This is a genomic window from Phaeobacter sp. HF9A (assembly GCF_011806385.1).
In the GTDB taxonomy this organism is placed as follows: domain Bacteria; phylum Pseudomonadota; class Alphaproteobacteria; order Rhodobacterales; family Rhodobacteraceae; genus Epibacterium.
In genome coordinates this window covers 72,245-83,781 of record NZ_JAATOX010000002.1, presented here as the reverse complement: position 1 = coordinate 83,781, position 11,537 = coordinate 72,245, and the positions used below count along the sequence as shown (strand labels likewise).

The window sequence follows — 11,537 nt, the reverse complement described above, 5'->3', positions numbered from 1 at the left end:
GCGCCGGACACCGGGGCAGGCAATCATTCGGCTGGATCTCTTGCGGACAGATATCGATCGCGAGAGACCGCAAAAGGGGGTAGCGGGCGGAGGATGTCCGCCCGCTTGTCAGGATCAATAGGCCCGCTGACGGGTCTTTTCGAGACGGTTCAGGATGTCATCCAGATTGTCCGGGAACACCATGAACTCCTGAAAGCCTTCCATCGCGACCGAGGCCATTTCCGCCGGTGCGTCGCGGTCAAAGAACTGCGCGATACCGCCGGGGCTGTTGGACGACAGCATCTCAAATCCCTGGTTCAGCATCTCGTCGTCATCCACCGAGGAGGCAGAGTTCACCGGCAGCTGACCCAGCTTGTCGCCGCCGTTGATGTCGGTCTGAACATCGGCAGACACCACATAGCGCAGGAATTCCCGTGCCGCCTCTTTGTTCTGCGCGCCAGACGGGATGTGGAAGGTATCGGTCGGCGCGTCCTCGGCCAGTTCCACATCCGGGTTGATCGCCGGGAATTGGTAGAAGTCGAGCTGCTCGTCGGTCAGACCCGCTTCGCGCAGCGGTGCCACGGCGAAGTTGCCCATCAGATAGGCCGCCGCCTCGCCGTTGACCATAAACGGCAGCGCTTCCTGCCAGCTGTAGGACTGGTGGTTGTCGATGAAGGCGCCCATGTCGATCAGCTCGCGCCAATGGGCAAAGGTCGCCCGCACGCGGTCATCGGTCCAGGGGATTTCGCCATTGGTCAGCGCCATATGGAAGTCATAGCCATTGGTGCGCATGTTCAGGTAGTCAAACCAGCCACCTGCGGTCCACAGGAATTTTGACCCGATGGTAAAGCACTTGCGACCGGAATCCAGGATCTTCTGACAGTTGGATTTGAAGCCTTCCCAGTCTTTGGGCTCTTCCAGGCCCAGCTCTTTATAGATGTCTTCGCGGTAGTAGACGCCCCACTGATAATAGGTATAGGGCACGCCCCATTGCTGGCCGTCGAGCGTCATCGCGCCTTTGGTGGAGGCGAGGTTTTCCGCGATTTCGGGCTCTTGCCAGAGATCAGAGACATCCTCGAACAGGCCGGCGGAAACATAGGGCCGCATGCGGTTGGCGGCGTACCAGTTGGCCACATCCGGCGCGTTTGCGGTCAGGAAGTTGCGGATCTGGGTCTTGTAGGCCTCGCGGTCGATCACCGTCAGCTCCACCGTCAGATCCGGGTGCAACGCGTCAAAATCCGCCGCCAGCTGCTCGATCACCGCGCGCGGCGCCGGGTTCGACATATCCGAGAAAATCTTGAGCGTCCCGCTCAGCTCAGCGGCCTGTGCGGATGCGGCCAATCCAACGGTCATCGCAAGCCCTGCGACCGTTCCCTTCAGCAAGTTCATGGTATCCTCCCATATTGAGTGTCGGAGCGTATGTTTCATATATTGAAACCAATTTCCAACTATTGAAACCATGGCCGATACTGTCTAAGGTTGTCAACAGTCAGTTCGCCTTCGGGCGCAACGACGCAAGGGAGGACATCAATGGCAGAGTCAAATGCGCCGCAGCGCAGCAATGACGGAACTGTCGGAAAAGCATTGGAAATCCTGGATCGGGTTGCGGAATACGGCCGCCCGGTGCGTTTTGCCGAACTGCTTGCCGCCTCCCCCTACCCGAAAGCCACGCTCTACCGGTTGCTGCAAACCCTGACGAATCAGGGGATGCTTGGCTTCAATGAGGATCAGCAAACCTATTCCCCGGGTCTGCGTCTGGTGCGCCTTGCGCATGCGGCCTGGCGGCAAAGCTCCCTCGCTCCGGTGGCGCGCGATCATATTGATGCGCTCTCGGCAGAGGTCGGAGAGACCATTCACCTGGCGCAGCTTGATCAGGGTCAGGTGCTCTATGTGGACAAGCGCAACGCCCGCACCCCGATCGAGATGTTCAGCCAGGCCGGCAAGATCGGCCCCGGGTTTTGCACCGGTGTCGGCAAGGCGATGATTGCCCATCTGGACGGCCCCGCCCGTGAAGATGCCATCCGGCGCCAGGCCTATGTGCAGCACACCCCGCATACATTGGCCACCGAAGCCGCCTTTCGCGCCGAACTCGACGAGATCCAAAAGGCCGGTATCGCCTTTGACCGCGAGGAACACGAACCCGGAATCATCTGCATCGCCGCCCCGATCCTCACCAACAAGGGCCGGGTCATCGGGGCGCTCTCGATCACCTCATCCACCCGACGGCAGTCACTGGAGGGGCTCAACGCCCTGCGTCCGCTGCTGCTGAAGACCGCCACTGACATCGCGGAGGCTGCCGAAAACTGGCAGTTTCCCACCTAACGCGCCGCCAGAAGGATCGTCACCATGACCGGAGTCACACTGACCAATGCCGTGAAGAAATACGGTGAAATCCAGACCATCTTTGACGTCAATCTCCAGATCGACGATGGCGAATTCTGCGTCTTTGTCGGCCCCTCCGGCTGCGGCAAATCCACCCTCCTGCGCATGATCGCGGGGCTGGAGGAAACCACCTCCGGGCAGATCCACATCGGCGCGCGCGAGGTGACGCATGTGGATGCCGCCGAGCGGGGCGTGGCGATGGTGTTTCAGTCCTATGCGCTGTATCCGCATATGACGGTCGAGGAAAACATGGGCTTTGGCCTCAAGATGAACGGCCACCCCAAGGCCGAAATCCGGGAGAAGGTCGCCGAGGCCTCGCGCATTCTCAAGCTCGACGACTACCTGAAACGCAAACCCAAGGCGCTGTCGGGTGGTCAGCGGCAACGGGTTGCGATCGGCCGCGCCATCGTGCGCGGGCCAGAGGTCTTCTTGTTCGATGAACCCTTGTCGAACCTCGACGCGGAGCTGCGTGTCGATATGCGGGTGGAAATCGCCCGGCTGCACAAGGAAATCGGCGCCACCATGGTCTATGTCACCCATGACCAGGTGGAGGCGATGACGCTGGCCGACAAGATCGTGGTCCTGCGCGCCGGACGGGTGGAGCAGGTCGGCACGCCGATGGCGCTCTATAATGACCCCGACAACAAATTCGTCGCAGGTTTTATCGGCTCCCCCAGCATGAATTTCGTCACCGGCATCGTCCGTGGCGGCAAACTGGCGCTTCCCGCTTTGGGGGGGCGAATGATTGCAGTTGATGTTGCCCTGCCGAGCGAGGGCGCAGAGGTCACTGTCGGCCTGCGCCCGCAGGATCTGCGCCTGACCAACGGCGATACGGCGACGCTGGAGCTGCGCGAACAGCTCGGCCCCGTGGCCTATGATCACCTGATCTGCGCTGATGGCGCCAAGATCATTGTCGAAACCCGGGGCGAGGATGATTGGTCCGAAGGCAGCCGCGTCGGGCTCGATTTCGACGATGCGGATGTCTTGCTGTTCGACGCCAAGACCGAAGCGCGGCTGCGATAGAGAGCGCTTGCGAATAGCAAGGGCCGGGGAGTCGGAGTCGACGGCCCAGCGGCCCTGTTAGCGCACCCAGACCTCGACCCGGCGGTTGACCTGCCGGCCCCAGGCGCTGTTATCACAGGCGATCGGCAGCGCCTCGCCGAAGGCCTCGGTTTCGATGGAGATCCGGTCCAGATTGGCGGTTTCCGCCGCCTTTTCCCCCGCCCGCCGCACCGCTTCGGCACGGCGGAGCGCAATGGCGCGGTTGCCGTCTGCCGGACCTTCGCCATCGGAAAACCCGACAAAGACCAGCCGCCGACCATCATAGACGCCTGCTTCGATTTCGCGCGCCAGCAGCGCGACGTTGTTGCGCGATTGCGCGTCCGGGCGGGAGGAGCCCGCCTCGAACCGAAATGACAGGGTCAGGCGTTGCAGCCCGTCCAGCCCCACGACCATGCGCTGGAGCTCGGTCAGCGAAATATCCGCCCCTGCCGCCTTGATCGCGTTGCTCAGCCGCTCGCCCTGCACCGCCAGCGGCATGCGCTCCGGCGCCTGATCGACAAAACCCGCGCGTCGGATCACGATTTGCGCCGCCGGGCCACGCACATAGGTCAGAAAATCCCGCGCCACACGAGGCAGGCGCCGCGCCGGCAAATAGAGGAACATCGGCGAGGTCAGCGGGTAATCCTCAGTCTTGATGGTCCGCCGCCCGGCGCTGAGCGAGAACCCGCAGGATCCGGTCAGCGTCAGCATCCGCGCGGTGCCGGTTTCCGCAAAACTGGCGATGCCGATCGCAAATGGATCGGTCGCCACGGTGCGCACCAGCGTGCTCCCCCGATCATGGCGGCGGATGTCTTGCGAAAGGCTCAGCTCGGCGGGGGCCAACAGCTTGTCCTCCAGCGCCTGCGCCAAGCCGGAGCCCGCAACCGGCAGATGCGCGGTGATCGGCGCGTCGGGGCCGCCAAGTTCCGACCAATTGGTGATCTTCCCGGCATAGATCCCGGCCAGCTGCGGCAGGGAAATCCGACGCACCGGATTGGTCGGCGCCACCACCGGCACCATCGCATCCAACGCCAGAACGCGACCACGGTTGGAAACGGTCATGTCCCCCATGCCGGCTTCCTTGGCCAAGAGATGCTCCGCCTCGCGGATCTCGCGCAGCGCCATCACGATATCGGCCTGATTGGCAAGCAGATCGGCGAAGCCTTCGTCCGTATTGCTGATATAGAAAATGAACCGCGCCGCCACGTGACCATTGCGCGACAGGCTATAGGCGAACTCGCGGGAATCGGTCTGTTCGCGCGCGGTCTGATAGCCGTTGCGCAGGGCAAAGCCTTCGATCAGCGCGGGCAACAGGACCTCCGCCATGGTAGAGGAGCCCGCAAGCGTGACCTCGGCCACAAAGTCAGACAGGCTCGGGCAGCCCGGTCCGTCACAGAGCACGCCGGAGCCATCCACCGTCAACTCGCCAAACTGCGTATCGACCCGATAGAACTCTCCGTCAAACCCAAGCAGGTTTCCCGTCACCTCGATTGCGCCGTCTGGCGAGGACAATGTCACATCTTGCCCGGAAACCGGGGTGACTGCGCCAAACAAACAGAGTGCGGCGCAAACCGCCGCACGAAAATAGCTCATGAGAAATCCTGTAGTCCCCGTCAGTTGGAGGCGATTTTCAGGGTTTCCACAATATTATTCAACACCAGAAAGTCACCAACGGCGGAACAATCCGGCATGTTCAGCACAAGGTCGCGTGAACGCAGCCTTCCGCCGCGCCATTCCACCAGTTCCGCCTCTATGGCGCGGTCGCAATTGGTGGCGGTGACCTCTGCCTCGATCGACACCGAAACCTCGCCCCGGCGCTCTGTCACATCCCGGCGGGGCAGCGAATAGACCTCGACGAGATTGGGCGCCGACTGTTCCGGCGCACCGATCAGATCCACCTGCCCGGTGCCCTGCCCCGGCGCGGATTGGCTCCAGACATGGCCCGCGTCGCCGTAGGTTGCGCCAAATTCCAGCGCGTGCACTTCCAGCCCGCTGTTGCCCTGCCATTGCAACGCAATACGATCCACCGATTGCAGATCCTCCACCTCGACGGCGGCGTCCAGATCCTGCCCCGTGACGAAATCCGCAATCACCACCGCATGCGGGGTAAAGGCCGGCAGGCTGCCGGTGAAGTGACCGTCATGGTCAAGCGCCTCTGTCACCATGAGGCCACCGTGATGCAGCGTGAATCGTTCCCCCGCATGACACGGCGCCTCAATCTCGACCGCCAGCATGGCCCCGGGTTCGGCCCTCACGGTCATATCACCGTGACAGGCAACGCTGGACTGCGCCGTTTCGGTGGGCGCGTCCACTGGCGGCGGGGCGGAGGTGAAGCTCATGTCTTGAATAAGCAGATCACCAGAGATCGGATCGGTGGGAATGTCAGGAAGAGCGGCCACATTCAACGGTGCCGCGGTGGCCCGCTGCTCTGCCCGTTTCTGCATGTATAGACCAGTGCCCAATGCGCAAACGACAGTTGCCGCCACGGTCAGGGCCGTCACTCGTGTACCCATAGCACTCTCCTCACCTCAAAAGGTTAAGGAAGTGTAATTCGGGAAGGGGGCCACACTATGGCAAGGAGATGGAGAGTCCGCAGCTCCTTGCCATAGTTTTGCTTTGATTTCAGCACCTAGACCGACGCGAGGACGCGGCGGATCAGGCCAGTTTTCCGTGGCAATGTTTGAATTTTTCGCCGGACCCGCAGGGGCATTTGTCGTTGCGCGACGGATTTCCCCAGGTTGACGGATCGTCCTCGACGAATCCCTCGGCGGGGGCTTCGACCTTTGGGGTCGCGACCTGTTGCAGGCTGGCCTGACGCGCGGCCATCTGCATCAACATCTCGCGCTGTTCGTCCTCGTTCAACGGACGCACACGGGACAATTGCTGCGTCACGGTTTCCCGCAGCGAATCGAGCATGCTCTCAAACAGCTGGAAGCTCTCGTTCTTGTATTCATTGAGCGGGTCGCGCTGAGCATAGCCCCGGAAGCCCACGACCGAGCGCAGATGTTCCAGCGTCAGCAGGTGCTCGCGCCATTTGGCGTCGATGGTCTGCAACAACACCTGCTTTTCGATGTTGCCCATGCCCTCTTCGCCAAAGGCGGCGGTTTTCTCGGCCATCAGCGCGTCAGAGGCTTCAATCAGGCGCTCGCGGATCTGTTCGTCATCGACGCCTTCCTCTGCGGCCCAGTCGGCGACCGGCACATCAATGCCGAGCTTGTCGAGAACCTCGGCCTTCAGCCCCTCGGTATCCCACTGATCCGCATAGGATTTCGCCGGCATATAGACGTCGATCAGATCGTCGATCACCTCGTGGCGCATATCGGTGACAATCTCGTGGCTGTCCTTTGCCGCCATGATCTCGCGGCGCTGTGCAAACACCACTTTGCGCTGGTCATTCATCACGTCGTCGAACTTCAGCACGTTTTTACGCATGTCAAAGTTGCGACCCTCGACCTTGGCCTGGGCGCGTTCCAGCGATTTGTTCACCCAGGGGTGCACGATGGCCTCGCCTTCCTTCATGCCAAGACTGGAAAGCAGCTTGTCCAGACGCTCAGAGCCAAAGATGCGCATCAGGTCATCTTCGAGACTGAGATAGAACCGGGTGCGGCCCGGATCCCCCTGACGACCGGAACGGCCGCGCAGCTGGTTGTCGATCCGGCGGCTTTCGTGGCGTTCGGAGGCCATCACAAAGAGGCCGCCAGCCTCAAGCACGCGCTGTTTCTCTGCCGCGTGTTTGGCTTCCTCGGCGGCGCGCAGCTCTGCCGGATCGGCGTCGGGGTTGGCTTCCAGCGCGTCCATCACTTTCAGCTCGACGTTGCCGCCCAGCTGAATGTCGGTGCCGCGACCGGCCATGTTGGTGGCGATGGTCACCGCGCCGAAGTGACCGGCCTCGGCGACGATCTTGGCTTCCTGTTCGTGGTGACGGGCGTTCAGAACGTTATGCGGGATGCCTTCCTGCGTCAGCAAATGGCTGAGCAGTTCGGATTTCTCGATCGAGGTGGTGCCAAGGAGAACCGGCTGGCCCTTTTCATGGGCCACCTTGGTTTCGGCAATCATCGCCTCGTATTTTTCCTTGGCGGTGCGGTAGACTTGGTCGTCCTCGTCGATCCGGGCGATCGGCTTGTTGGTCGGAACCTCAACCACGCCAAGACCGTAGATTTCCGCAAATTCCTCGGCCTCGGTCATCGCGGTGCCGGTCATGCCGGAGAGCTTGTCATAAAGGCGGAAATAGTTCTGGAAGGTCACCGAGGCCAGCGTGGTGTTTTCCGGCTGGATCTGCACCTCTTCCTTGGCTTCGATCGCCTGATGCAGCCCTTCCGAGAGGCGCCGCCCCGGCATCATACGGCCGGTGAATTCGTCGATCAGCACAACATTGCCGTCGCGCACGATATAGTCCTTGTCGCGCTGGAACAGCTTATGGGCGCGCAGGGCCTGGTTCACATGGTGCACCACTGTGGTGCTTTCCGGGTCATAAAGGCTCGCGCCCTCCTCCAGCAGCCCGGCCTGTTGCAGGGCGGCTTCGAGGAATTCATTGCCCTCTTCGGTGAAGGTCACACCGCGGGTTTTCTCGTCAACCTCGTAGTGGTCCTCGGCCAGCGTCGGGATCAGCTTGTCGATGGAACTATAGAGATCCGAGCGATCCTCGGCGGGGCCGGAAATGATCAGCGGCGTGCGCGCCTCGTCGATCAGGATCGAGTCCACCTCATCGACGATGGCAAAGTTGTGATAGCGCTGAAAGACCTGATCCAGCGAGGGCTTCATATTGTCCCGCAGGTAGTCAAAGCCCAGCTCGTTGTTGGTGGTATAGGTGACATCACAGCCATAGGCCGCCATTTTCTCGGCGTCGGGCTGGTTGGAATAGATCACACCGGTGGTCATGCCGAGGTGGTCAAACACCTTGCTCATCCATTCGCTGTCGCGTTTGGCGAGGTATTCGTTCACCGTCACCACATGCACGCCCTTGCCGGTCAGCGCGTTCAGATAGGCCGGGAAGGTGGCGACAAGCGTTTTGCCTTCGCCGGTCTTCATCTCGGAAATGTTACCTTGATGCAGGAAAACACCGCCCATCAACTGGGTGTCAAAGGCCCGCAGACCCAGTGCGCGGCGCGCGCCTTCACGCACGTTGGCAAAGGCTTCGGGCAGCAGATCATCCAGGCTTTCGCCGCCGATTGCCCGCTTGCGCAGCTCGTCGGTCTTGTCCTTCAGCCCCTGATCACTGAGCGCTCCGAACTCCGGCTCCAACGCGTTGATTTTTGCGATCAACGGCCGAGTCGCCTTGATTTTACGGTCATTCGGGGTCCCGAAGACCTTTTTGGCGAGAGTTCCGATACCCAGCATGTGCGCTCCAAAAAGTCCAGTTCACGACCTTGTTTCCCGGCAGGCTTGCCCGCCGTGTTCGCAACCCATAAACAAAGGTGGAAAGACGGTCCTGCCCTAGGCCCAGATGCGATGTAAGCGGCAGGAAAATAAGTGTCAACGCCACGACCCCCCGTGGCACCAAGATAGGAAGACTTCCATGCGCAAAGGTCTCACTTTTTTGCAGGGCTGCGTTGCCGCTGCGGTTTTTGGCCTCGCCGCCCTGCCGGCACAGGCCCAACCCCAGGCCAGCAGCGTCGTTGCAAAGGTGAATGGTGAAGATATCACCATCGGCCACATGATCGTGGCGCGCTCCAAACTGCCCGCCCAATATCAGAGCCTGCCCGATGACGTGTTGTTCAACGCGCTGCTGGATCAGCTCATTCAGCAAACCGCGCTGAAGCAGCAGTTGCATGGCGATATGCCGGAGCTTGTCCGCCTGACCGTGGAGAACGAGACCCGCTCGCTGCTGGCGTCCGAGGTGATCGAAGCGATCATGCAGAGCGCCCAGAACGAAGACGCCATTCGCGACGCCTATGACGCGCGCTATTCCACTGGCGACGGCGGCGACGAGTTCAACGCCTCCCATATCCTGCTGGAAACCGAAGAAGCCGCCAATGAAATCAAGGAGCAGCTCGACGCGGGTGCCGATTTCGCGGCGCTGGCCAAAGAATCCTCCACCGGTCCTTCTGGCCCCAATGGCGGCTCGCTGGGCTGGTTCACCAACGGCCAGATGGTGCCGGAGTTTGAAACCGCAGTGGCCAGCATGCGCCCCGGGGATGTGTCCGATCCGGTCAAGACCCAGTTTGGCTGGCATGTGATCAAGCTCAATGAGCGTCGCAAGCTGGAGGCACCCGACTATGACCAGGTGCGCGACGAGCTGGCGCAGGAGATTGCCCGTCAGGCCGTCGAGGACCGCGTCAATCAGCTGACCGCGAGCGCGACCATCGAGCGGCCCGAGATCGACGGACTCGACCCCTCGGTGCTGCGGGACATGAGCCTGATCACCAACTGATCGCCAGACACGCCCCATCAGGAGACCTAGAATGGCCACCCCTATGCCCCGCTCGCCGCTTGCGCCTGCCGCATTCCCCGACCTGCCCGTGATCGGCGGCCTTCGCTTTGCGACGGCGGCCTCCGGTATCAAATATCAGGGCCGCACCGACGTGATGCTGGCGGTGATGGATCCGGGCACTTCGATCGCCGGGGTTTTCACCCGCTCCGCCACCCGCTCCGCGCCGGTACTGGACTGTCAGGCCAAGCTCGGCAGTTCGACGGATCAGGGCGCGGCGCTGCTGGTCAATTCCGGCAATTCCAACGCCTTTACAGGGCATTACGGGCAGACATCGGTGGCCGAAATCACCGCTGCTGTTGCCGCTCAGACCGGCGTGCCGCAGGACCGCGTTTTCACCGCCTCCACCGGGGTGATCGGCGAGCCACTGCCGCATGACCGTATCGTGGCCAAGCTGGCAGAGCTGAATGGCGCGCTGTCGGACGCATCCATCGAGGCCGCCGCCAAGGCCATCATGACCACCGACACCTTTGCCAAAGGTGCCAGTGCCACGGTCGAGATCGACGGCAAGCCGGTGCGCATCGCCGGGATCGCCAAGGGCTCCGGTATGATTGCGCCGGATATGGCGACGATGCTGGTCTATATCTTCACCGATGCCGCCTATGATCAGGCGGCGTTGCAGGGCCTGCTGTCGGCAGAGACCGACACATCCTTCAACTGCATCACCGTGGACAGCGATACCTCCACTTCCGACAGTCTGATGCTCTGTGCCACCGGCGCGAGCGGTGTTGATGCCACCGGGAACCCGGCATTTACCGAAGCCCTGCGCGCGGTGATGCTGGATCTTGCGCACCAGGTGGTGCGCGATGGTGAAGGCGCGACGAAGTTTGTCGAAATCCAGGTCACCGGCGCCGAAACCGCCGATGATGCCAAGGTGCACGGCATGTCGATCGCCAATTCTCCGTTGGTCAAAACGGCCATTGCGGGCGAGGATCCCAACTGGGGCCGGATCGTCATGGCGATCGGCAAATCCGGCGCCAAGGCGGATCGCGATCTTCTGTCGATTTCCTTCGGCGATGTGTTGGTCGCTGAAAAAGGCTGGGTCGCGCCCTCCTACAAGGAAGAGCTGGGCGCCGCAGAGATGAAAAAGCAGGAGATCACCATCAAGGTTGATCTTGGGCTTGGCGACGGGCAGGCCACCGTCTGGACCTGCGATCTGACCCATCAGTATATCTCCATCAACGCAGATTACCGGTCATGAGCGACGGCAAGAAAATGGTTCTGGTCTCCGCCGTCGCGCTGATCGACGTCGAAGGTCGCATCCTTCTGGCGCAGCGGCCCGAAGGCAAGTCCATGGCGGGCCTCTGGGAATTCCCCGGTGGCAAGGTCGAACCCGGCGAGACCCCAGAGGCCGCGTTGATCCGCGAACTGCAAGAGGAGCTGGGCATCAACACCTGGTTCAGCTGCCTGGCGCCGCTGACTTTTGCCAGCCACAGCTATGACGATTTCCACCTGCTGATGCCGCTCTTTGCCTGCCGCAAGTGGGAAGGCATCCCGCAGGCGCAGGAGGGTCAGACCTTGAAATGGGTCCGCGCGAGTGAGCTGCGCGACTACCCCATGCCGCCGGCTGATATTCCTCTGATCCCGATCCTGCGGGACTGGCTCTGAACACAACGCGCCCGGCGTGTCCGCCGGGCAGTCGCTGCCACATACGCCAGATGCATCGCCCCAAACAAAAAAGCCCCGGTCACATGGACCGGGGCTTTTC

The 11,537-nt window shown here is 61.7% G+C and carries 9 protein-coding genes; 5 read left to right on the top strand and 4 right to left on the bottom strand.

Features of this window, described 5'->3' with window-relative positions; translation table 11 throughout:
• Positions 1-114: 114 nt before the first annotated feature.
• The gene (locus HCZ87_RS00480) at positions 115-1,368 is read right to left on the bottom strand and encodes an ABC transporter substrate-binding protein (protein WP_167641802.1); all 1,254 of its coding nucleotides are present in this window, start codon (positions 1,366-1,368) and stop codon (positions 115-117) included.
• A gap of 141 nt (positions 1,369-1,509) precedes the next feature.
• Here HCZ87_RS00480 and HCZ87_RS00475 point away from each other — a divergent pair, with 141 nt between their 5' ends.
• Together HCZ87_RS00475 and HCZ87_RS00470 are read left to right on the top strand one after the other, a co-directional pair.
• A complete protein-coding gene (locus HCZ87_RS00475; RefSeq protein ID WP_167641801.1) occupies positions 1,510-2,301 on the top strand; it encodes an IclR family transcriptional regulator in 792 nt (263 codons plus the stop codon).
• Positions 2,302-2,325: 24 nt separating this feature from the next.
• Entirely contained in the window at positions 2,326-3,384 is a 1,059-nt protein-coding gene (locus HCZ87_RS00470) for an ABC transporter ATP-binding protein (RefSeq protein WP_167641800.1), read from the top strand.
• A 57-nt stretch (positions 3,385-3,441) separates the two neighbouring features.
• On the opposite strand, the gene HCZ87_RS00465 is transcribed toward HCZ87_RS00470, so the two are convergent.
• The 3 genes from HCZ87_RS00465 to secA all read right to left on the bottom strand — a co-directional run bounded on the left by HCZ87_RS00465 (position 3,442) and on the right by secA (position 8,739).
• The gene (locus tag HCZ87_RS00465) at positions 3,442-4,995 is read right to left on the bottom strand and encodes a phosphate ABC transporter substrate-binding/OmpA family protein (protein WP_167641799.1); all 1,554 of its coding nucleotides are present in this window, start codon (positions 4,993-4,995) and stop codon (positions 3,442-3,444) included.
• A 20-nt stretch (positions 4,996-5,015) separates the two neighbouring features.
• A complete protein-coding gene (locus HCZ87_RS00460) occupies positions 5,016-5,915 on the bottom strand; it encodes a hypothetical protein (RefSeq protein ID WP_167641798.1) in 900 nt (299 codons plus the stop codon).
• Positions 5,916-6,057: 142 nt separating this feature from the next.
• A complete protein-coding gene (gene secA / locus HCZ87_RS00455; protein WP_167641797.1) occupies positions 6,058-8,739 on the bottom strand; it encodes a preprotein translocase subunit SecA in 2,682 nt (893 codons plus the stop codon).
• A gap of 178 nt (positions 8,740-8,917) precedes the next feature.
• On the opposite strand from secA, the gene HCZ87_RS00450 reads away from it, so the two are divergent.
• The 3 genes from HCZ87_RS00450 to mutT are packed head-to-tail and all read left to right on the top strand — an operon-like array spanning position 8,918 to position 11,437.
• Positions 8,918-9,772, top strand: coding sequence for a peptidylprolyl isomerase (locus HCZ87_RS00450; protein WP_167641796.1), 855 nt, complete (start codon positions 8,918-8,920; stop codon positions 9,770-9,772).
• Between the two features lie 31 nt (positions 9,773-9,803).
• A complete protein-coding gene (argJ, locus tag HCZ87_RS00445; protein WP_167641795.1) occupies positions 9,804-11,030 on the top strand; it encodes a bifunctional glutamate N-acetyltransferase/amino-acid acetyltransferase ArgJ in 1,227 nt (408 codons plus the stop codon).
• Positions 11,027-11,437, top strand: a complete 411-nt coding sequence (gene mutT / locus HCZ87_RS00440; RefSeq protein ID WP_167641794.1) for an 8-oxo-dGTP diphosphatase MutT — start codon at positions 11,027-11,029, stop codon at positions 11,435-11,437. Before argJ ends, mutT begins: the two co-directional genes overlap by 4 nt.
• Positions 11,438-11,537 lie beyond the last annotated feature (100 nt).